Annotated in this window: 24 protein-coding genes; 1 reads left to right on the top strand and 23 read right to left on the bottom strand. The window is 55.9% G+C overall.

Annotated elements, in window-relative coordinates; all coding sequences use genetic code 11:
• Positions 1–37 precede the first annotated feature (37 nt).
• From FPY71_RS11490 to FPY71_RS11510, 5 genes are all read right to left on the bottom strand, one after another.
• Positions 38–442 (bottom strand): hypothetical protein, encoded by a 405-nt coding sequence (locus FPY71_RS11490; RefSeq protein WP_149300368.1) that lies wholly within the window; start codon positions 440–442, stop codon positions 38–40.
• Positions 443–569: 127 nt separating this feature from the next.
• A complete protein-coding gene (locus tag FPY71_RS11495) occupies positions 570–1,970 on the bottom strand; it encodes an ATP-binding protein (RefSeq protein ID WP_149300369.1) in 1,401 nt (466 codons plus the stop codon).
• 7 nt (positions 1,971–1,977) lie between these two features.
• Positions 1,978–2,649 carry a response regulator transcription factor gene (locus FPY71_RS11500; protein ID WP_149300370.1) on the bottom strand — a complete coding sequence of 224 codons (672 nt, stop codon included), beginning with the start codon at positions 2,647–2,649 and terminating at the stop codon, positions 1,978–1,980.
• Positions 2,650–2,666: 17 nt separating this feature from the next.
• Positions 2,667–2,975 carry a hypothetical protein gene (locus FPY71_RS11505; RefSeq protein WP_210246276.1) on the bottom strand — a complete coding sequence of 103 codons (309 nt, stop codon included), beginning with the start codon at positions 2,973–2,975 and terminating at the stop codon, positions 2,667–2,669.
• A 123-nt stretch (positions 2,976–3,098) separates the two neighbouring features.
• Positions 3,099–5,003 carry a glycosyltransferase family 2 protein gene (locus tag FPY71_RS11510; protein WP_149300372.1) on the bottom strand — a complete coding sequence of 635 codons (1,905 nt, stop codon included), beginning with the start codon at positions 5,001–5,003 and terminating at the stop codon, positions 3,099–3,101.
• 156 nt (positions 5,004–5,159) lie between these two features.
• Here FPY71_RS11510 and FPY71_RS11515 point away from each other — a divergent pair, with 156 nt between their 5' ends.
• Positions 5,160–7,715 carry a glycosyltransferase gene (locus tag FPY71_RS11515; protein ID WP_149300373.1) on the top strand — a complete coding sequence of 852 codons (2,556 nt, stop codon included), beginning with the start codon at positions 5,160–5,162 and terminating at the stop codon, positions 7,713–7,715.
• Positions 7,716–7,719: 4 nt separating this feature from the next.
• Here FPY71_RS11515 and FPY71_RS11520 read toward each other — a convergent pair whose 3' ends face one another.
• From FPY71_RS11520 to FPY71_RS11605, 18 genes are all read right to left on the bottom strand, one after another.
• Positions 7,720–8,460 carry a nucleotidyltransferase family protein gene (locus FPY71_RS11520; RefSeq protein ID WP_149300374.1) on the bottom strand — a complete coding sequence of 247 codons (741 nt, stop codon included), beginning with the start codon at positions 8,458–8,460 and terminating at the stop codon, positions 7,720–7,722.
• Complete coding sequence (locus FPY71_RS11525; protein WP_149300375.1) at positions 8,450–9,457, bottom strand: GDP-mannose 4,6-dehydratase; 1,008 nt, start codon at positions 9,455–9,457, stop codon at positions 8,450–8,452. Before FPY71_RS11525 ends, FPY71_RS11520 begins: the two co-directional genes overlap by 11 nt.
• Positions 9,458–9,614: 157 nt before the next feature.
• A complete protein-coding gene (locus FPY71_RS11530) occupies positions 9,615–10,025 on the bottom strand; it encodes a DUF3168 domain-containing protein (protein ID WP_149300376.1) in 411 nt (136 codons plus the stop codon).
• Between the two features lie 165 nt (positions 10,026–10,190).
• Positions 10,191–10,577, bottom strand: a complete 387-nt coding sequence (locus FPY71_RS11535) for a hypothetical protein (RefSeq protein WP_188052311.1) — start codon at positions 10,575–10,577, stop codon at positions 10,191–10,193.
• A 357-nt stretch (positions 10,578–10,934) separates the two neighbouring features.
• Positions 10,935–11,186 carry a hypothetical protein gene (locus tag FPY71_RS11540; protein WP_149300378.1) on the bottom strand — a complete coding sequence of 84 codons (252 nt, stop codon included), beginning with the start codon at positions 11,184–11,186 and terminating at the stop codon, positions 10,935–10,937.
• Positions 11,183–11,548: a hypothetical protein gene (locus FPY71_RS11545; RefSeq protein ID WP_149300379.1), complete on the bottom strand. Its 366-nt coding sequence runs from the start codon at positions 11,546–11,548 to the stop codon at positions 11,183–11,185. Before FPY71_RS11545 ends, FPY71_RS11540 begins: the two co-directional genes overlap by 4 nt.
• A 17-nt stretch (positions 11,549–11,565) precedes the next feature.
• A complete protein-coding gene (locus tag FPY71_RS11550; protein WP_149300380.1) occupies positions 11,566–12,102 on the bottom strand; it encodes a lysozyme in 537 nt (178 codons plus the stop codon).
• Between the two features lie 42 nt (positions 12,103–12,144).
• Positions 12,145–12,396 (bottom strand): hypothetical protein, encoded by a 252-nt coding sequence (locus FPY71_RS11555; RefSeq protein WP_149300381.1) that lies wholly within the window; start codon positions 12,394–12,396, stop codon positions 12,145–12,147.
• Positions 12,396–13,190, bottom strand: coding sequence for a hypothetical protein (locus FPY71_RS11560; RefSeq protein ID WP_149300382.1), 795 nt, complete (start codon positions 13,188–13,190; stop codon positions 12,396–12,398). Before FPY71_RS11560 ends, FPY71_RS11555 begins: the two co-directional genes overlap by 1 nt.
• The gene (locus tag FPY71_RS11565; RefSeq protein ID WP_149300383.1) at positions 13,190–13,462 is read right to left on the bottom strand and encodes a spike base protein, RCAP_Rcc01079 family; all 273 of its coding nucleotides are present in this window, start codon (positions 13,460–13,462) and stop codon (positions 13,190–13,192) included. Before FPY71_RS11565 ends, FPY71_RS11560 begins: the two co-directional genes overlap by 1 nt.
• Positions 13,463–13,521: 59 nt before the next feature.
• A complete protein-coding gene (locus FPY71_RS11570) occupies positions 13,522–14,952 on the bottom strand; it encodes a tail fiber domain-containing protein (RefSeq protein ID WP_149300384.1) in 1,431 nt (476 codons plus the stop codon).
• 102 nt (positions 14,953–15,054) lie between these two features.
• Positions 15,055–17,928, bottom strand: a complete 2,874-nt coding sequence (locus tag FPY71_RS11575; RefSeq protein WP_149300385.1) for a hypothetical protein — start codon at positions 17,926–17,928, stop codon at positions 15,055–15,057.
• Position 17,929: 1 nt separating this feature from the next.
• Positions 17,930–18,217 (bottom strand): hypothetical protein, encoded by a 288-nt coding sequence (locus FPY71_RS11580; protein WP_188052312.1) that lies wholly within the window; start codon positions 18,215–18,217, stop codon positions 17,930–17,932.
• Between the two features lie 5 nt (positions 18,218–18,222).
• Complete coding sequence (locus FPY71_RS11585) at positions 18,223–19,317, bottom strand: hypothetical protein (RefSeq protein ID WP_149300387.1); 1,095 nt, start codon at positions 19,315–19,317, stop codon at positions 18,223–18,225.
• Complete coding sequence (locus tag FPY71_RS11590) at positions 19,310–19,738, bottom strand: GNAT family N-acetyltransferase (RefSeq protein ID WP_149300388.1); 429 nt, start codon at positions 19,736–19,738, stop codon at positions 19,310–19,312. The genes FPY71_RS11585 and FPY71_RS11590 overlap by 8 nt, the downstream gene beginning before the upstream one ends.
• Before the next feature lie 3 nt (positions 19,739–19,741).
• Positions 19,742–21,253 (bottom strand): hypothetical protein, encoded by a 1,512-nt coding sequence (locus FPY71_RS11595; RefSeq protein ID WP_149300389.1) that lies wholly within the window; start codon positions 21,251–21,253, stop codon positions 19,742–19,744.
• Positions 21,253–21,642, bottom strand: coding sequence for a hypothetical protein (locus FPY71_RS11600; protein WP_149300390.1), 390 nt, complete (start codon positions 21,640–21,642; stop codon positions 21,253–21,255). The genes FPY71_RS11595 and FPY71_RS11600 overlap by 1 nt, the downstream gene beginning before the upstream one ends.
• Positions 21,642–22,151 (bottom strand): hypothetical protein, encoded by a 510-nt coding sequence (locus FPY71_RS11605; RefSeq protein WP_149300391.1) that lies wholly within the window; start codon positions 22,149–22,151, stop codon positions 21,642–21,644. Before FPY71_RS11605 ends, FPY71_RS11600 begins: the two co-directional genes overlap by 1 nt.
• Between the last annotated feature and the right edge of the window lie 29 nt (positions 22,152–22,180).

Below are 22,180 nucleotides of genomic sequence, written 5' to 3' on the forward strand. Positions count from 1 at the left end.
GACGCCGACGTGTAAAATACGGTTTATCTGAAAATTATCAGGCGACCGGGGTCCACTCATCACCCGACCGGCAGGCCGAACCAACGTGCCGCACCGTTTCGCTGCCTGTGGTGATGGTGTGGGTGAAGCCGCGACAATCCTGTGAACCGACACGATAAAGCTGTGTGGGCACAACCTGACCCGACGCATTGCCACTGGACCATGGCACGGGCTGCCCGACTCTACCGAACTGAAGCGCCTGATACTCTGCATCAGACGCCACCTGCTGCGCACGCGCGGGAAGACCCGCACCGGAAAGCCCCTGTGAGACAGGCGGGCGTGATTCCGAGCCTTGCGGTGCCTGACGACTGCTCAGACACCCGCTCAATACGCTGGCGACAACGATCAGGCTGACAATTCTGGCCAAACGAAGCATGACAACATCCACGGCGACAATAAGCATTCCAACTTCACCCCTACAGCATCAGCGGTAAAAGCGGAACGGCTTTCCATTGGCCATGAAGCGTTTCAGGCGATCTTTCTATCAGCCGTAACGGTTTAACCCCTGGGATGGTTAAATTGTCTCGCCGTCAGAATGGTTCTGTGTCAACAGCCGATGCTGTGGGTAACAGAACTTCTGCCCGCAAGCCCCCAATCGGTGCGCGAGACAGGTTAAACTGCCCGCGATATTGCGTTATTGTATCTGCAACAATTGATAAACCGAGCCCGCTTCCCGGCTTGGCCTCATCCAATCTGCGGCCCCGCTTGGTCGCCTGGGCAATCTCATCCTCACCCAGTCCCGGCCCGTCATCGTCAATCAACACCTGAAATGCGTCATCACCCAGTTCGGCAATCGTGATATTGATGTGCGAATGTGCCCACTTGGCCGCATTTTCCAGAAGATTTCCCAACACTTCCTCGAAATCTTCCTTCTCTCCGGCAAAGACCAGCTCTGTGGATGTCTGCCAGTTCACCTTCAGCGAAATCTGCGGATTCAGCCGACGGATAACCTTGACCAATCGTTCCAATGAGGTCTTGACCGGGGTGCGCGCAATTGCACCCTCGCTCAGCGCAGCAACTCTGGCGCGGTCCAGATAATGCTGCACCTGCACCCGCATCCGCTCACTCTGCTCCGCCACGACGCGGCCGCGTTCACCGCCGATTGCGTCGGCTTCGTTGATCATCACAGCGATAGGAGTTTTCAGCGAATGGGCCAGATTGCCCACCTGGGTGCGTGCGCGCTCTACAATACGGCGATTGTTGTCGATCATGGCATTCAGCTCAATTGCCAGCGGTTGAATCTCCAGCGGAAACTGCCCCGCCAATGTTTCACTGCGGCCGGCACGCACCTCGCCCAGTGCGCGCCGAACGCGGCGCAACGGTGCCAGACCGTACAAGATGGCCAGTGCATTGATCAGAATGGAGCCGGCAGCAAACGCTCCGAGATAGAGCGACAAATTCTCATTAAAACGCGCAATATCTGAACGGATGATGTCGGCATTTCCCATGACCCGGAAACGTGCCACGTGGTTGTCGGCATCCAGCACGACTTCCGCCTCTTCGACATAAACCACTTCGCCGTCCAGCCCATCGGTTTCGTAGGCACGGCGATACTGTCCGTCAAACGGCACTTCCGCTGTGGTTGGCGAGGCAATTTCGCCCGGGCCGAGCGAAAAAGACATCAGATGCCCGCTGGTGTTATCGGCCGCGGGCAGCACCTCCCAGTACCAGCCGGACAATGGCTGCGAATAACTCAGGTCTCCAAGATCGGGTGAGCCTGTCAATCTGCCGGCTTCATCCACCGCAACGGTGTTGATGAGATTGAACAATTGCGCACGCACTACAGCCTGAAACCCCGCCTCGGCAGTGCTTTGGTAAAAGCTGGAGATAACTCCGCCAACGACAAGAAATGCCGCCAGCGCCCAAAGGCTGCTTAACGCGATAACGCGGGCGGTCAGGCTGGATAGAAAGTTGGGTCGAACTTTGGCCATAGGCCGTTTACGACTGTCCGGATGCATCCTGCATCCGGTAGCCCAGACCACGCACAGTCTCGATCAGATCGTTACCGATTTTGCGCCGCAACCGGCCAACAAAAACTTCAATCGTGTTGGAGTCACGATCAAAATCCTGATCGTACATATGTTCTGTCAGTTCCGAACGGGAAACGATCTGTCCCTGATGATGCATCAGATAAGCAAGCAACCGGTATTCATGCGAGGTCAGTTTCAACGGTGATCCATCAAGGCTGGCTCTGGATGCCTTGGTGTCCAGCCGAAGCGGCCCGCACAAAATCTCAGCCGAGGCATGGCCGGCCGCGCGGCGGATCAGCGCCCGCACCCTCGCCAGCACTTCCTCAACATGAAAGGGCTTTGTTACATAATCATCAGCTCCGGCATCAATGCCGGTGACCTTGTCACTCCACCGATCACGCGCGGTCAGAATTAAAACCGGCATTGTCCGCCCGTCACGGCGCCAGCGCTCCAGCACACTGATACCGTCCATCAACGGCAGGCCAACGTCCAGGATGATCGCGTCATAGGGTTCAGTGTCACCCAGATAGTGTGCCTCCTCGCCGTCAAACGCCTTGTCAATCACGTAGCCTGCACCGGTCAGCGCTTCCGCAAGCTGACGGTTAAGATCTTTGTCATCCTCGACGATCAGGATTCGCATGTCTGGCGCTCCACTCTTTACTGCGGCACTGTAACAGTTGTGCGGCGGGGGCGACCGCCATCTCGCCCCGGCACAAGCAATGTGACCACGCAGACAGTGCGGCCACCCTGCTGGGCCATCGTTACAGACAGAACCTGACCGCCGGATTGTGCAGCAGCCTGTGAGGCCGCAGCCGAGCAGCTGCCCTGCGCAATCAATATGGCATCCTGCGGTGCTGTATTTTCTGATGCAGTCGACACCAGCGCTGCCGCAGCCGGAAGAGGAGCTGCAAAATACAGCCCGGCGGCGAAAAACAGAAATTTAATACAGCGGTTCACGAGTCGCATATCAAGCCTTGCAGCATCGGGGAGCCTGCATTCAAACGAAGCCCTAACCTATAGGGTCGACATTGAATGCGTAATGAACAAAACCACTTCGCTTGTCTGGCAGTCATCATTGCATAATGGCAATTACCACAGCAATTCCGGTTGATCAAAACAGGCAAGTTCCGGCAGCCGCACTGGAGGCATCTGCCCAGTCTGGTGGCTTTCATCCATCGGCACGGCGGCGCCGCTGGCCTGCAATCTGGCCGCAGACTGGTCCACCAGCTCTTTGCAGCGCCATTTTCGACCCAGATTGATTGCAGAACCAGCACGTTGAATGCCGCTCAGTTGGGCATTTTTCTGGACTGATGGCATCTGAGTCCCGACACCTGAAGCAATCAGAATTTTACCGCCAAGCCGCATGGCCCGCAGAACATAATCAATCAGCGCCTCACGCGCAGAAAGAGAAACGTCCAGCCCGCCAATTTTCTGATAGAACCGCTCGGATATGGCAAAACAGGCGACATCCGTGTTTTCGCCCTGATCGCCGACACATGGCAGGCGATCCAGCACCAGGCAATCCTCACCAGATCCCCTGATCGCCATGACCATTGCCGGGAGTGTGCGGGCTGAAATCTGCGCTTGCGCGTGCACGCCAACATAGAAATTGGCGCCGCTTTCAAAAGCCGCTTCCATTGCACGATTGTGCCCGCCGCTGAACCCGGACACGCCAGCCAATGGCAAACAACGGATATCTCCGGAAACAAGACCCCGGAGATCAACAGGCACTCCATCGTCCACTACCAGACGCATCAGCGGGACTGTCTGGGCCAGAAGGTCCAGACCTTGCTCAATTGCACTGAGCAGGGTTTGCAATTTTGCACTGTCGACAGTACGTGCGACGACGCCCGTTCCAACGCGGTACAAAGTGGCGTCGGTAAGACTGCCATCACTTACAAATTCAGTAGCTGCACTGTGCCAGAATGGCAGGGCAATGGTGTCAGGCCCGCTTAGACGGATTGGCCGTCTGCGCTTTTTGTCTTCACTCAGATAATGCAACAGCGGATGTTGTTTCGCTCTGGCGACCTCTGGATAGGCGTCCAGATACCAGGGCCCGTCAAATGGCCCGGAATAGCGCCCTTCAACAGCACCATACTGGACAAAATGAATATAGGGATCGACACCGGCAGCCAGAACATCCGGGTTTTCCTGAAGATAGACCTCAGCGTCGAACAGATCCGGACGGGCCGCCAATTCCTTGACCAGAAGCGTCTCCTGAGCCGGCTTCGGTTCGCGCAATCTTGCCACATAGCGTTTTGCCCTGTTGGTAAACCTGCTCGCATAGGAGGCCGGCTGGAATGGGGCATTGTTGCTCACTGCTTCTGACGGGCGGCGAACATCTGGCGGCGCTACAGTGCCAAGAAGTTGCACCCGCCGTGACAGGCTGGCAATGCGAACGGCTTGCAGCCGATGCTGCCTTGCAAGCTCCCATGCGTCCGCCAGTCTGGCGCAGCGGTTGGTGAACGCCTGTTTCTGAGGTGGGGTCAGATGCAGAAGGCCGGCCAGCGCCGATGGAAAATCAGTTTCATTGCCGATCAGCGCCAGTCCCAAGCCGGCTCCGGACTGCATTTCAAATGTCTGTGCACCCGCCTGCCGGGCGCATAGCGGCCAAAGATCCGCACCGCAATATCCCGGGTTGATCCCGTGCAGAACAACAACAGCAACGTTGGCAAGCTGTTCCAGCAAGCTTTCGACCTGTTCTGGCTCCACCTCCTGCGCACTCAGCACCAGAAGGTCGAACCGAGCCTGTGGATCCTGCAGACTGGGGGGTCGGCAGAGCCGTTCATGCCTGTCTATGAAATGCTGCACCCCATTCCAGATTTCACCGGTGCCAGCGGCGGTCCGAGGGTTGAGCGTGCTGACAAGCCATTGCAAAAACGGTCCATGCTCCCACCACTCACCAACGGGCAGATCATCCGTTGGCAGTTGGAAAAAGCCTGACCATTCCGAACTTAGCCAGCCTATCATTTCCAGAGACGCTTGATCAGACATGTGAGACCACTGCAAAATAATATCCTGCTTGATCCATACAACGCTATTTGCATTTTTCCACCCGCAGACCGCATAATTCATAGACTGAACATTGAGAATTGCTGCGTGCGCCCGTACACCACTCTGCCAGGCAGCACTAAACTATGTAGGTGATGGGTGATTGAAGACGACAACAGCGGCACACCTGAATTCCCGCTGGTTTCCATCATTATTCCGGTTTTTCGTGGCGGACGCTTTTTAAGGCAGGCCATCGACAGTGCGCTGGCCCAAACCTGGCCAGCGGTTGAGGTTCTGGTTGTTGACGATGGTTCGGATGACGGTGGCGCCACCCGCGCGATTGCGCTGTCTTATGGCGATAAAATTCGCCTGATCACCAAACCGAATGGCGGCGTGGCTACCGCTCTCAATTCCGGCATTGCTGCCATGCGAGGTGAATGGTTCAGCTGGCTTAGCCACGATGACCTGTATAAGCCAACCAAAATCGCTGCCTATATGGCAGTGGCCAGAACGCTGAAGGAACCGGCCGTCTTGTTCGGCAATGTCGATATGATCGACGAAGACGGACGCTTCCTGCAACTCAATGACCTCACCAAAGGCTTTTTTGAAACGGATGGATTATGGGCTGTTATGGAAGCCCGGATCAGCGGCTGCGCAACGCTTGTATCCCGGCAGATAGCCAAAAGCTTTGCCTTTGATCCGGCACTACCGACCACGCAGGATTACAAGCTCTGGTTTGAAATCGCCAAACAGCACCCTTTCGTGCCTGTGTATGAATCGCATGTTCTTTCACGGGTGCACGAAAATCAGGGGTCGCGCAGCTTCCGGCATCTCGAAGAAGCCAATCTGCTCTGGTGCCAGATGCTGGAGGAGCGGATTGAAAGCCCTGCACAGCTAAAAAGAGTTTGGGGCTTTTTGCGCGATGCGCCCTATCATGGCGCGAAAGCCCTGGCGCTTGGTCGCATGAAGCAGTTGCTCAAGGATCAAAAAACTGTCTTGATTGTCGAGGCTGAAAATGCGGATGGCTTGTCGCGACAAATGGCGAAAGTGCAGGCCAGCGGAACAGCGGTTGAAAAGCTGATTGTTCTGGACCGAACGCAAGATGCGTGGGTTTCCTTCAACGAGCGCAGAACCATCCATTCCACTCCGGCAGAATTTATCCGATTGGCGGGTCATCCCGATGCGCAATATGCAGACCTGATTCAGGCACTTTATAACGGCCAGGACTCGAACTGTATGGTGTTTCTGAGTGCCGGCAGCACGGTCAGCGCCGACAATCTGACAGAAGCTCTTCTCGACTTGTACGCGTCGCCGGCGGTGGCCTACATGCACATGCCCGCCACGCCGCCAGAAGACTTTTTGACATTGCTGATGCGTGGCAGCGTTCTGGGCCTTCGTTCCATGGCCATTCTTGCAACAAACCCCAACAAGCCACCTGTGCAGACACTTTACCGGTCCGGGCTTCGAATTAGGCACTTGAAAGAGGCCGCTATCACGCAGCATGCGACGCCGGTGAACCTGGCAGGCCAGTTGCAAGCTGAAAGTGTTCCGCGCATTCAAACCGGCGAAAGGATCACTCTTCAAAACCACCCGATCACCAGCCGCCCAACGCTTCTGCTGTTCACCCATGGTGTGGGCGGGGGCACAATTCGCTATGCCGACATGCTGGCCGCCAAAATGCGCGACAAGTCAAATGTTCTGTTCGGCTGGGGCACAGACGAACAGAACTTCTTTCTGTCGTCAGTTGATCCTATGGTCCCGGAAGCGGCTTTTGATGTTGCGAACGGACTTTCAAACATTGCCCATGCGCTGAAGAGCCTCGGCGTCAACCGGGTTGATGTGCTGCACACTTATGGATTTGATGCACATATAGAAAGTCTGCTGGACCAGCTGGGTGTGCCGTTTGATGTGACCCTGCTCGACTATCAGATGATCGCAGACAGTCCGCATATGACAGACACCCGTGGCCGTTTCACGGGTGACTTTGCGACGGGCCAGAAAAATCGACGGGCATTTCGACCTCTTCTGCAAGGGGCAGACCGCATCGTTGCCTGCAGCGGTGAGCTTGCTGCGCGCGCGCGTCGGTTGGCACCGCATTTGACAATCCGTCCGGTTTTGCTGCCCGAACCGGGAAAACCGCATAAATTTGCGCTGCATGCCAGCCCGCTTCGCGACAATGAGACCATGCGCGTGCTGCTGTTGGGCGTTTTGACGGCCCATAAGGGGCGGGACATCATTCTGGATGTGGTGAGGGAAACCATCCGCCAGCGGCTGGATATCACCTTTTATTCTCTGGGAGCGGGCACTGAGTATCCGCCAGCGGATTTGCAGATCAGCGGGCGGCTGAAAGTGCTGGGCAGCTTCGAGCAATCACGATTGATGGAGTTTGTCTGCCAGCTTCGCCCGCATCTGGCGTGGTTTCCGTTCACCGCCGCCGAAACCCACAGCTTTGCCTTGTCCGATGCAATGGCCAATGGCCTGCCTGTTCTGGCGACTGGCATCGGCGCTGTTCCCGAGCGCACTTATGGCAGACCCGGCACCTGGCTGGTGCCACCAGACGAGGCCAATGCCGAAGGGTTTTTGCAATGGCTCTGCCGATTGCAGCAGGACCGGCTGAAAACCCCCGAAAACTGGATTGAAGTGGACCATCTGCCAATGGCAAGCGCGGACTATTATGACCGCGAATATTTCAGGCCCACTCTCAACGCCTTTTGAGACATCAGGCAGGCTTTTCATGAAAGGTTGCGTATTGGTATTGCTCGACCAGTGCCTGCGCTTCAACAAAATCTTCCGGGCGGCCAATATCCAGCCACCGGCAGTCGGTGATGTGCGTGTTAACAAAGCCGCCGGTCATCAGCATTTTTTGCAGCAGATCCGGCATATCAAGCCTTTGACCCGGCGTAACCAGCGGCCGCACCGCCTCCCGACGCAGCGCGTAAACACCCATGCTCAGAATATTTTCTGACGCTGGCTTTTCACGAATTCCGGCAAGACGCCCGTTGTCATGGATGTCCAGAACGCCGTATTCCAGCCGGGTTACCCGCCTTACTCCTGCGATGGTGGCGTCCGCGCCGGCCGACACATGCCGCGTCAGCAATTCGCTGAAGCTCATATCCGTCAGCAAGTCGCCATTCAGCAGCAGAAAGTTCTCCGCCATATCATCAAGCACTTGAGATACCGGCCCGCAGGTTCCAAGTGGCTGGTCCTCAACGGCGTATTCAATCCGCATTCCAAGGTGTGAACCATCGCCAACCACTGCCTGGATCAAAGCCTTGAGATAATTCACCGCAACATAGACGCGTTCTACGCCGTTGGCGGCAAGCTGGCGCAGCAAAAGCTCAAGGATTGGCCTGTCGCCCAGTGGCATAAGCGGCTTTGGCAAAACAGTGGTGTAGGGGCGCAGTCTGGTGCCCTGCCCCCCTGCCATTAGAATAGCGCCGACGCCCTGATCAGATGACATATCCAGCCTTTGGCAAAAGATGCGGGTTTGCTTGGAAAAACGCGACAGTGCGGGCAAGGCCATCTTCCAGTGAAACCTCCGGCTGCCAGCCCGTGGCTGCCGTGAATGCATCATGGGATGAAATCAGCCGGTCCACTTCGCTGGCCTCCGGACGCAATCTTTGAGAGTCGCTCTCAATCCGTGCCTTGCTGCCCATAAGGTCCAGAAGTGTCTGCGCCAGTTCACCAATGGAAACGCCGCGGCCAGTGCCCAGATTGTAACATCCGCCGACAACATTTTCTGCCGTAGCAGCGGTGATAAAGCCGCTGACCGTATCAGTGACATAGGTCAGATCGCGAATGGGCGTAACCGAGCCCAGCTTGATAACGCCACGGCCGCCCAAAGCCTGACCGATAATGGTCGGAATAACTGCTCGTGCCGACTGGCGCGGGCCGAATGTGTTGAAAGGCCGGACTGTGACAGCGTTCAGACCAAAGCTGTTAATGTAGGATTCTACCAGCTTGTCGGCACCGATCTTGGTTGCCGCATAGGGAGACTGGGCCTGCAGCGGATGTGATTCATCCATCGGCACGAAACGCGCGCTGCCATACACTTCAGACGTGCTGGTGTGAACCAGCCTGGCAGACCCCTGACTGCGCACAGCCTCAAGAAAATTCAACGTTCCGGAAATATTGGTCGCAACATAGCTGCGGGGAGCCGTGTAGGAATAAGGAATTGCGATCAACGCGCCAAGGTGAAAAACAATGTCACGATCGCGAACCAGATTATAACAGAATTCAGCATCCGTTATATCGCCATGAATGATTTTGACGGATGAAAGAACATCTTCCGGCACCAGTGCAAGATTTCCGAGTGCACCTTGAGCATTGTAATGCAAAAGCGCATGAACATCTGCTCCGGCCCGTGCCAGCGCCTCAACAAGGTGGCTGCCAATAAACCCTCCGGCCCCGCTAACCAAGACCCGTTTACCTGCAATACCCATGGTCAAACTCACCATTCATCTCCCGACGCGCACCGGGCAACAGCCCTTGTTTTCACCAGACACGCATCAAAAATGCTGAGCCTGCTTCGCATCGCTGCTTACAGGTATTTTAGGTCCAACGTCTAGTTGAATTTGCAGGTCGGTCCTGGCGTCAGCCTCCCCAAGCCGGCATTCAGGCGAGGAGTTGACGGACAGCGCGAAAGCGCAGAATGCCGTGGTAATTGATGCTCTCGGGCTCCTGCCGAGCCTGGGCGAATTCCAGAAACAGCCGAGCCACTTCTTCACCTTCCAACGGCAGGCAACTTTCATGCAGGCGCTCGGAAACCGTGTTCATGATTTCAAAGGTTTCAGCTTTTCCTTCACTTCCTGCCCATATGTGCAGCGTCAGCACAAATTCCGAGCCATCATCCAGGCCTCTCGACCAATCAATAACCGAAGTGCAGCCAAGCGTGAGATAAGGAAAACTGGCACGATTTGCCATGTGTTCGAAGACTTTGGGCCCGCCCAGCATATTTGTGAGCGTCTGATCCCCGACAAGTCTGTCAACGATGGCGGTTTCAAGTCTGGCGTCGGAATGTGGCATGTCCGGCTCCTGTTAATCACGTCAGAAACATAAAGTAATCTGGCGTGATCGCCCGGATTTGTCCACGTTAATATTTATTAATCTGTTCACCAAATCGCGGAGTGCCAGCTCGCGGAGTTGCAACGCGATTGCTGAAGACGAGGCGGGCGGCGCGAAGTCTCGCACCTAATTCAGCAAGGGCCAGTTGTCTTTCTGAGCCGGATTGCCACCGCGATAGCGCCTGCCATTCACCACCATTCCAGGCAAAGGCAACATTGCCGGTGCACCGCTGGCACCAGACCGGCAAAGCATTGCAGAAAATGTTTCCCCTGGCAGCAGGTAGGCAGCAGAACCGGTGGGTGACACTGGCACATTTGCCTGGAAGGAAAGAGAGTTGGCGCTGTCTTCCCAACGCAAATAGGCCAACCAGGGTGCCTGCTCGGCCCAGTGCTTCTGCCGCTTGATGCGCAAACGCACTCGACCGGTTGGCTTTGCTTTGGGTGATGATGTTTCCATTACATTTGAACCCGGCTGACTGGCAACCATTACCAGTTTATTATGAGTTATTGTCATGATGGCCCCCTCTGGTACTCTGCGGTTGCAGCCATACCATTCATGTGAAGCTTTTCCAGATATTTTTATGGAGGATCTGATTTAGCTGTTAATAACCCCTAATATTATTAAAAATTTCTACTTAAGGTTGAATGTTTTTATTGCCCTTTATAAATATCAACAAACATCCATCGACTGAGATGTAAAAATCATTTCGATCATTGCGAATCATTCCAGAAATTTACAATGAAATTTTTGGAAATTATTGACTTAAAGAGATCAACTACCAGAAGTTACCATGGCGGCAGGAAGTTCTGCAGAATGACCGCTGCGGGGGCCATTCTGCAAAGACGATTTAATCCGTGCATCTCTGAATAATCAGCGGCCAGCGCCTTTAACCCAGCCTGCCAGCTTTATGGCGCCTTCCCAAAGCAGCAATGCTCCCAGAAAACCACCGGCGATGGATATCGCCAGCCATCTCACGAATTTGCCAACGGTGACAGATGAGCGGACAAGCTCAATCCCTGATTCCAGGAGGGCAATGTCGTCCCTCTCCAGCCGCTGCAAAAATTCGCGCGTGTCGGATGGCAGCTCCGCCCATTGGGCAGACGGTGTGTTGTGCTCACTCACTGGCTTCCGGCTCCAATCGTCCTTTTGGCACGCCACCGGCCGTAGAGCGTCAATGCGCCGCCAGCAGTTGCACCGGTCGCCGTTAGCAGCGCAACCAGTTCATCTGCCTGCAGCCATTCTGTGGCAACACCCAGTGCAGAAAGAGCAGGCACCGCAACAGAAACTATGGCACCCCATGTCACGCGAGAGCGAAACCAGGGCTCGGCATTGGCTTCATTGGCGATAATGGGTTCAATTGCCCTTTCCACTGCCGCCTGCACTGCGGGCACGGCATTCGCATCCATTGCGACAGACGGGCTGGCGGCGGCAGCGTTCAAGCCGGCAAGAATTCCGGATATGAGACCAGATTTCAGTCGATTCATCACATGACTCCTATGGATCAGATTGCTTCTCTCAAAAGCTGCAGAACATCGACCTGCTGGCCCTTGGCCCATTGCACAACGCCGCCCGCCGTCGCCGGATAAACGGTTGCCCTGCCCTGATTTGAGTAAACGCCGTCGCGAAACAGCTTCTGCTCCGCTCTCCTGCGAGGGATGATTTCAGCCGGCTTTTTCCAGCTCATGAACAACTCGGCTGCCCGCTTCATATCTGCAGAATTGATCGCCTTGGTCAGTCCGGCCCAGCCGATAGCCCCAGTGTTGTAGTGAAACGAGACCAGTGCATCGAACTGCGTCTGGTTTACGGGCACCTTCAGCGCCCGAAGCACCTCTGCCTCGTATCTGGCGACATCCTGTCGAAACAGGTCCAGCAGCTCTGATACGGTATATGTTCGTTTATCGCTGGCAGGATCGGGCGCGCCCGCTGCTTTTGTGTGCCCAACGCCAATGGTCCAGATGCCGACACTATCCTTGTACCTGGACGTGACAAGGCCCTCATGACCCGCCAATTCGGCAAGGCCCTGTTTGCTCATTTTCATATGTAAATCCTCATTAAAAAAGCCCGCTCGTGGCGGGCTGAATCAGTCGATTTGTTCAGATGCTGGCGGCTCGAAAAGGTCATCACCTTCGGCCACAATCCGCGGCAACGGGGAAAGCCTTTCATGCCATCGCTCGTAATCCGGATCTTCCAGCAGTCGCGCTGGCGCCACCCATTTCCCGACGAGTTCACCCGCCTTTTCATTCACGATCCGGCGTGAGCCAAGCATGGCATTCCGGTCGTTCAGCACCGTTGCCCGGGCGCGTTGGTCGGGCGTCATCAAAATCCATTCCATTACGCCGCCCCCACTGCTGTCATGTATGTTGAGAGTGCGTTTGTGATCGCGTCCTCTTGCCCGACAGTCATGCCTGCGCCAAAATATGCCGCTGCCACCCGATGCTCGGAAAAGCCCCACCCGCTGGTACCCGCCAGAATTCGCTCGGGAACAGCCCTCGCATATGCCACGCCATTCATGTCATACCGGGCCGCCAAGCCGTGACGCTGAGTGTAACCAGGCTCGCTAACCCTTGACGTGTGAAACATCCCCGTCCCGCCCCCATTCCTATAGCCCGATGAATTGGAGTTCGTCCTGGCTGAAAACTGTGTGCCTGCGGTGTTCAAGGGGTAGATGTTTGTGTAGGCACTTGCGCCGCCTGCCATTGCAACCTTGTTCGCGGTATTCACCACTTCCTGCGCCCACAACCCCGCACTGGCGTCAGTCAGTTGAAACTTCACTGAATCGGCCAATGGACTGGCGATGGCCAGATAGGCTGAAACTCCATCGCCCTTATAGCCCCTGTCCACCGTAAAAACCGGCGATGCAACCAGGCTTAGTCCAAGCAGGCCGGAAACCCAATTCAGCCTTGCCGCCTGAGCATCATGGGAGGCCAGCACATAGAATGCATCAAGCTTTGACCAGACCCCGCCTGCCTTCAAAGCTTTGATCAGATTTGAAATCAGCAGCTTCCGGCTTGCATTCGGCTCGACACTCATCCGGGCGATGAGCGCCATTGCATCGGGGTCAAGCACCGGGCCAGGCGGCTTGTTGTTAAACCCGATGCCAATGGCAAGGCCGATTGCCGGGGACATTATGCCAGCCCCACAATGTGGGTGGCCGTGGTGCTGGTGGCATTAATCTTCGCGGTGCGAACCGGAAGGATGGAACCAGCAGGTACGGCCTTGAATGTCACCGCTGTGCCGCTGGTTTTGTCTACCAGGACGATATCACCGGCACCACCAACATAAATGCCATTGGTGACATAGGCCAACTCATTCACATCATGCGGCGTTACCGCAAAAACAGCGGTAGCCGGGGCGAATTCCTTGACGGCAGCACTGGCAAACCGATCAATTGCAGGCATGGTCACCTCCATAAAAAAAGCCGCCCAATGGCGGCGGGCAAGTCAGAATGTTGAAGTCGCTACCGGCTTTCCAACTGCCTCACGCGGGCGGAAAGCTCCTGAACCGCCTTTGCCAGATAAGGCAGAAGAGTGGCCGGGTTCGGCGATAAATACTCGCCAATTTCGGTTACAAATGTCGGTTCGGCGGCCTGCAGCTTTTGCGCGGAAAAGCCGATTTCATGACGGGTGTTTTTGTCGAAGCCATCAGCGGAGTAGTTGAAGTCGATGAATGACAAGGCATCAATCACCGGCAATGCGGCTTTGGTAGCAGGGCCATGAACCTGTTTTGCCCGCTCATCCGATACAAAGTAGTTGCAGCCAACAATTCCGATATCCGAATTGAATTCGATATAGCCGCTCTTGCGGTTGACGGCGAAAACCTGGTTCAGCACGGTGCTGATCATGTGGGTGTATGTGCCATCTGAACTTTTACGGAAAAATGGCCGGTAACGATCGCCACCAAACAGCCCGCCAATGTCCACGGAATCGCGAACTATCCGGTTGTTCTGCGCATCATCGGCCTTGGTCCAGGCATCGTTGGAACGTGTACCGGCGTAATCTACAGCGGCATAAACATCACTCAGCCACCGGCCATTCAGCCAGACATTGCCGCTGGTTTCAAACACGGCCCGGTCAACAACGGCCGTTTCGTCCACAATTCGCAGGCGTCCGGTGTGGTGGATGTCGAACGACCACGATCGCGCGCCGGGATATGTGAGCTGATACTTAGGGTCGACTTTGGAAACCAGCAGATTTCCGGTCAGGACGCCGCCCGTCACATTCACCTTCGTGGCAGGGTTGAAGGTAGCCTCTGTCCAAATCGCCGAGCCATTCACCTGCGCGCTGGTGGCTTTGATATTGACCTGCGCAAGACTATCCGCCCCAGCGCGTGGGCCTATGATGATCTGACCGCCATTCGGTGCATTGAGCCACAGACGGTTGCCATTGATGCCGGTATTGTCGGAGTAGACGCCGTAACCCTGCATCAGATCGGCAAGCATATTGCTGCTGGACAAGGCTTTGTTGAATGTCAGCAGCCCAGTCATGGTGTCGCCAGCAGCAGCCAGAGCGCCAACATCTGCCCTAGTTTGTGCAGGTGTCCGACTTTCCCACGCGGTGCCGGCAGCATTCACCCGCATATAGCGCCCGGCAATGCCAATCGCCAGCACGGGAAACCAGCCACGAACCATGGCCAGCAGTTTCGCCAATGTATTCGCCCCGGCTTCCACGCCATCGCGAATGTTTACCTCTGCCTGAACGGCGCGGGCTTCGGCGGTCACAGCTTTGCTGTCGGCGGTGGCCGCGGCAGTTTTAACGGTCGTCAATCCATCGGCAATATTGTCCAGTTCATTATCCACCTTATCAGCGGAAATAAGGTCGTCTGGCGGGCCAGCATTGCGATCAGAAACAAAGTTCTGGTTGCGCACGAAATTGTTGCCAGTGAAGGGCATGGGTTTCTCCAATAAAAAACCCCGCCGGAGCGGGGCTATTGTCAGCTAATGGCTTATATGGCTCAGGTCCAAAGCCGCAATCAGGCTGATAAGGCTTTGGAGTTACTGCTCAGATTCAATAGGTAACAAACTCGAAATTGTCGCGGACCGCACGTAGCGAGCAGCAAGGTCTTCCCACATTTTATTCTCAACATGCGGTTTGTTAGCCGGAATTTTCGTTATCAGAAATGCCGCTCGCTGTGGATTGAGAACGGCATCTCTAAGAAGATCCTCAGCCGACTCAATTCCGTTCTGACGGAGAGCGCCCAGAAATATTTGGAGGCTGCTCACGCCAGCAGCTCCGGCAATACTGCCGTAATCCCCTGCTACGACGTTTCCTACCGTGCCACCCACGCCCGCCCCGAGCGGTTCTTTAAGCCTCTGCCAAACACCCTGCCCTCCAACCACCTTCTGCAGGATAGACTCCGGTCCGTAGGACCTCCCCGCATCGGTGGCCACCGCCAACATTGTGTCGAACTCTTCTTTCGAAAGAACGAGACGTAGGGCTTTTTCATTCTTTTGAACATAAGATCGGACCTCGTCTCCCTTCAACAAGTCCTTGGCCTTGGCATTACCAGCGACATCAGAAAGAATGCGCGAAGAAAAATAGTCTGCTGTTGCCCGTCGCATGCCTTCAAGTGCCTTTTGATCATCACCAAGAGCATGTCGGACTGTCAGGAGCTCGTCATATCCGCCGGGCGTCTCGTATAGCCGCCCAAGGTAATTTCGAATCGTCGCGGGATCTTCCATCTTCAGAAGCGTGCCCAAAGCTCCAATCTGTCGATCTGCAACCGCGTTGGCACGATCGCCCATCGCTTTTTCCATCGCGCGTGCAGCATCTTCAGCACTGAGAACGCGTTGGTTCAAATCGGGCAGACCTTGCAATGCCGAATCATAATGCGACCGCCATTTCAGCAGTTTTTCCGCGTCGATACTGCCATCGGCTTTCATTGCGAATTTCCGCAAGCTATTCACGGCGTAGCCCTCAAGCGCTTTCATCGCTGCTTCGGTACCGCCTGCCTTTTGAAAATCTGCAATAATCGCTCGGCCCTCCGGACCTGGCGCAAAAACACTCGCGGCAAAACTTGCCGCCTCCGTCTTGTAAGGTGCGGTGTAGGAAGCGCGTTCCAGCATTGGCCCGAAACGAGATTCGTCGAAGGTTGCAGCCAAATTCCGAGATGCATTTTGCGCTTGAATCACTCTTCCGCGTGCTGCCTCGTCGAGGGGGGAAGATAAAGGTGCAATTTGCCCGCCTCGCGAATCGCCCGGTAGTCCCGGCACGCCTTCAGAAGTTGCAGATCCCCGCGCTGGCGGGCGCACTGCTCCATAAAGGCCACTAACGGCATTTGTTCCTTGGGCTCTCGCTCCGACAATATAAGAGCCAGTGTCCTGACCGATTGCTCTTGAGCCTCGCTCAACATCCCACTCTTCCAATACTCCTAAAACTCTGGACGAGAATGCGTCTTTCTCAGCCAGAACTCCAGAGCCAACAGCCTTACTGTCTTGTAAAATTCCAAAATTTACAACATTTCCGACGTCTTCATCAATAGAGTTTCGAATACTTGACAGTCTATGCCATTCTTCGGACTTTCCACGAAGATTGTACTCTTCTGTCATTGCCCGGGATACACGTGACCGGAGCACCGAAATTTCACGGAATGGTATGATATTCTTATACTGGGTGACAGTATTATAAATTCCAGCCTCTTCACCCATTGGCAGCTTGGCCGATTTGGGAATATCACGGTGGATATTCGCCACGGCGCTAACTGTCGTTTGTGGCTGCATTGCCAGATTTCCATCGGGATCGACTGCATTCCACAAATCAGCTTCTTTTTTCATTGCGGCAATTCTGCGAGCCTCTAGTTCGGCACGCATTATGCCACCAGCCTCGGTTGGCGATGATGGGTAACCGAGTTGGTCTACCGTAGCGTCAGAGAGCTTTCTTGCATCTGTGACAACGCTTGCTATTTCATTGTCGATACCAGCCAATTGCTCACGTAAAAGCATTGAAACACTGTCTGCTGAACCGTGTGGAGCGATATTTGCCAATGCGGATCGGCGAGCAGCATTCTGATCCAGTATTCGCTGCTCGAAAGCCGAAGGCTGTTGGCCATGCAATTTGTGTTCCAGCCTAGTGATTCCAGCGTCGCCTGTATGCTGGCCTAGCGTCGGCTTTGAACCGGGAACCAGCTCGATTACTTGATTTGACGCTTGTTCTCGGAAAAGCTCTGGATCGTCGGCCCACTTTATAAGCTTCTCGCCCGCAATACGCTCCTTGCCTGTTTGCGTAAGCGGGGCGATGAAATCCCCAATCAGTTGCCCGGAAGTGCGCACCCCTGCCCAAGCCAGTTTAGGGACAGCGGTAAGTGCAGTGCCAAACAGGCTGCCACCCAATTCGCCCGCGAGACCAGCAGTGGGCTTATATTTGTCCGGAACTTGCTCCTGTGTCCAAGCTGAAGTGGCCCCTCCCACACCAGCCGCAAACATTTCCGCTGTGGCACCTCCCACACTATTGGTTTGGCCAGCGAACCGGCTTAAAAACGTCATAGCTGGAATTCCAACTCTTGCAAGCAGTTGAACACTCCGCGTAAGAGGGAGCGTTGCAAGCGTAGCTCCGATAGCATTGCCTGCATAACGCAAAGCCCTTTCACCAGTAGTGTTGGCTGCGGTGTTATCGGGGTCAAAGGCTGGATGTAAGGAGCCTACCGTTTCCTCCATCCAACGCGACGCACCTATGGGAGCGCCAAACACATGGCTCATTCCCTCGGTCATACCAGCCCCTAAATTTGCAAATCCATCATATTGAGGCTGCCTTGACTGCGGGTTTACCCGTTGTGCAGAATCTTGTTTGAATTTTGCGATAGCGGTTGCTTCGTCTGGTTCATCTAACCGGACGATTTTGCCATCTGGAGCGTAGATTTCAAAAATTGGCATCTCACTTCCTCCGAATTCTCAAACCGTCCACAACCTGCCAGCCTTCATTGGGCTGCATCGTCATTGCCCCATTCTCGCGGTTAAGCCCGTGAGCCAGCCTTGAATTGTTGTAGTTGCTGTTATTTTCGATCTGCCTTCCGGCCATATAGGCGGTCGCTATGTTGCTAAAGGCCTCAAACGGGCTACTAGCCTGACTGCGCATTGTCCTTGCCAGCAAAGCTTCTGCCAGAGCATTCGACTTCTGTGGGCCGATCTCAATGGGTCGAATCATTTCGTTATCTCCGCTCATCACAGTCAACTCATCAACCAGGCTGTTCCAAGGTTTGAGACGGAGCCCCAAAGTCCCTGTTGCCGGTTGTTGTAGCTGTTCAACTGGTTCTGATAATTCTGGTTGATCTGGCCGGTAATATCGGCGGGCTGCATCGAATAGGCCGGCTGATTCATAAAGCCCGGCGACTGCATGGCAGGTGCGCCCTGCAACATTGCCGAGGCCTCGTTGAACGACTGGTTCCGCAGCATCATGGATTCAGTCAGAGCGTCGTTGCGCTGCTGGTTAGTGAATGCTGCGTTTTGCGAGCTTTGGCCGTAACGCTGTGCCTGTGCGGAATTGGCGAACTGCGCCGCCGTCATATCCTGCCCGAACCGGCTATCTGCCACCTGATTGTTGAAACCAGCGGTGGCAAGCCCCTCGCTATGCAACTGGTTGCGTGCGGCTGCAGCCAGACCGTATTGCCGTGATTGCTCTGCCGCGCCAGCCGACACAGCATCATATGCCGCGCGGTTTTGCGCCTCGCTCTGCGCCTGCTGCATGCGGTTTAGCTCTGCCTGCCCCGCGGCACTGTCCAGTGGAATGCCGCGATCTGACAGCGATTGCACCAATTGGCTTTGTTCTTGCTGCTGCCCCGGCTGTAACAATGCCTGCGCCTTGGCAAATGCCGCATCCTGCGCAGTTTTTGCGGCCGCACCAAAATCATTGGCGCCTGGCAGTTCCGGCAAACCATTCGAATTGTAGGTTTGCAGATTGGCAGACTGTGAAGGCACAGAGCCTTGCACAGCACCAGCATTTGCAATGCTGGTCTGGCGCGAAGGCAGGCCGGAAATATCCATTGGCCCTGTTGGTATCTGGTTGACCAGCTGGCTGGCCTTGCCGGTCAACTGGTCTGCAATACCCACCTGATTGTTGAAAACATTCTGCACGCCCGGCGCAAGGCTGACTGTCTGAGAAACCGGGACGCCATCAGGAGCACGCTGGTACGTGGTCGAGCCATAAGGCCCATACTGGTCTACAGCATTCAGCTTGGCGCTTTCACGAGTGGCGGCAGTATTGGCCTGCGTTTGCGCCGCCGCTGTTGCGTATGGATCCGGCGCTTTTGGTGCTGATTTACCCATAATTCTTTTCCTTCAACCACTTGCATTCAGTTCGCAGCATTCCGTAGCTGCACAGCGTTCCACCATCGGCAAAGGATTGCCGGTGAACGCCTTCAAGTTTGAAACCCAGCTTTTCCACCAGCTTGCGGGATGGCTTGTTGGTGCGTTTGACCATGGCGGTTATCCGCCGACAGTCCTGATCAATGAACGCATAGGCAAAGCCGGTTCGCAGCAGGCGCAGCGACAGCCATGGCCCATAACCGGCCACGGTTACGCGCATGTCGGGATGGCGCATTTCTGTGAAGGCAATGCCGCCAACCAGCATGCCATTACGCACCGCGCCAAAGGCTACAGCGCCGGACAAATCTGGCTCATCGGTGATTTGTCTGGCAATCCAGCGCGAAACCAGATCGCTTTCATTCAGCAACAATTCGTAGGCCATGGCTCAGCCCCCGAATTCGACATTCATTGTCGTCGCCAGCCACTTAACCGGCCCGGCCTGACTGTCCACCCGCAGGCCCAGGCCAATCCACTCGCCAAGTGCACCGCCACCGCGAAAATCCGCCGTCACCTTTTCGGCACCCGCCCAAACGGCGTGGTCCCAGTCGCTTGTGTCCCATATGCCGGTATCATCCGCCACGGTCAGGCCCGCCGCCGCGCCATAGACCGGCGCTCGAAAATCCACGCCGATAATGTGCCGTACTGTGGGCGTTGCCATTGAGGTTACGTAGGGCTTCACCAGTCCAATGCGCTTTTTATGCCCTGGCGCACCCATCACATTCCATGCGGCCTGCGCCGTTGCAACAATCGGCGCCCCCGCATCAGAATTTGCGCCATATGAGCAAATTTTGCCGTCGGATGTGCCGAAGCACAGCGCATCGCCAATATGGCCCCATGTGGTGGCCGGCATGTCTGTCCAGCGCGACCATGCGCCGGTTGCCATGTTCAAGATATGCTGCTGGCCGCTGGTGGCAGTTTGCGGAAAATGCACAAGCAACAAGCCTTGGCCGGGGTGATACAACACCTGCCAACCGGGGTTGTGGCCAAAATCAGCCACCGCGCGGCGGGCGATGCGCCCAAGCTTTGCACCGAACCCGGCAACCGGAGAGCGGCCCGCAGGCAATACCCGCGACAATTCAGAATACCCATCGGCTGAAACTGTCAGAACATCGCCCGCATGACTTTCCGCCACCACCGGCCGCGCAACCTGAAACACGCCAACGCGGCCCCAATTACCCGCATCATCCGGGTTGGATCCGCGATAAACAATCGCCTCTCCCGACGACATGAAGAACACGATTGCGTCGTCGTCGCCGCCAAGCCCGCCATCCGGTGCCATTGTGGCAATGTCCACCAGTGTGCCACCGCGATTGCCAATGCCGGAAAGGTCGAAGGATTTCAACGCGCCTGCAATATTGCCAGGCGCTTCCGTGTACCAGAAGCTTGCTGTTCCCTTTTCCGCAAAAAACAGCCGCTTTGCATGGGCGCGCACCCGGTGCAGCTTTGTCAGGTCGGCGGGTCCGGTCCACGCCGTTGCAGTGACGGAACCGGCGTATACTGTGCGGGGTGCATCACTGCCATTCACCAGCATAAGCCGCTGGTTCATGACGGCACAGCGCCAGCGGTCGGACGTAAAGCCGGACGCCAGAAGCGTGACGCCGCCCGCCACCGAAAACAGCTTGCCGCCGCTGCCCGCGATGCTGGAGTCACCGGCTGGCATTTTGTGCAGAAAATGCACTGGCGCACCGGTGCCAAGGTCATTGCGGATTGCATACCCGGCGCGGGTTTCCAACCCGCCATCGATGCAGATGAAATTGCGCAAATCGATTGCGTCAACCGGGTTCATGCCCCCGGCCAGCGCGTCAACTCCGTTGATGCCGCCATAGGGCGCCTGAATGGTTTGTGGCATCGCGCGGCGCATGCCGGGTGAAACACGGCGAATAAGGGGCTGGCGCATCAATAAACCACCTCACTGCGTGTTGCTCGCAAGTGCCGCGCCGCCGCCCGCGAAATGCTGTCTTCGGTTTGCCGAAAAGCCTCGGCATAATCCAGCCCGTTCCACTCCTGCCAACGCCATTTGGTGGCGGCGCGAATGGTGGAAGTGTCAAACAGGATTTCGTCCGTATCCAGCGTCACAGCATCGGTTGCGGGGCCGATAGCGGGTTGCACCCATTTTCCATCCACCAGCAAGCGGGTGTATGGGTGGCGCTGCACCAGTTCGTCCGCTGCCGATGCAAGCGCCGACAGCATTTGCGAAACAGCCGGGTCAGAATTGCCAACCACAGTGCCCGGTCGCGCCAACTGCAGGCTGACCAGAATTTCCTGAACCAGCGAGCCCACCTGCATTATTCGCCCTCAGCAGGCTTTGCGGGCTTTTTCGCCGGTTTTTTCAGCCGCGCAATCTCGCTGCGCAGTTCGGCAATATCCTCATCCCGGGCAGTCAATTCGCTTTTCAACTGTGCAATCTCTGCCGCAAGTCGTGGCGCATCCATGCGAATGTCATCGATGAATTTTGCGGCCTTCAATTGGGCATCACGATATTCCACCGGCGCAGCGGCAAGGTCGGCCTGTGCCAGACGCTCCACGGTGTATATGCCCCGTTCGGCAAGACCCAACCGCACGGCCTCATCCGCGCCGGGCCAGGCCACAAGCGGAAAGCCATCATCAGCATCCACCCGCGCAGCCTGGTAAGCAGCGTATTGTGCCGGATATGCAGCAATGTCGGCCGGGCGCGCCCGGCGCACGATCCGCGTGGTGATGTCGCGGTAAGCTTCGAAATAGGTTTCCAACCGGTAGGTAGCCAGGCCGTCGCCTCCGGTCTCTGCCGGTTCAGCCTTGTCGTAAAATCGGATCATTCTGCTCTCCTGTAAAAACAAAAGCCGCC

This window comes from Aureimonas fodinaquatilis, assembly GCF_008369445.1.
Taxonomy (GTDB): domain Bacteria; phylum Pseudomonadota; class Alphaproteobacteria; order Rhizobiales; family Rhizobiaceae; genus Aureimonas; species Aureimonas fodinaquatilis.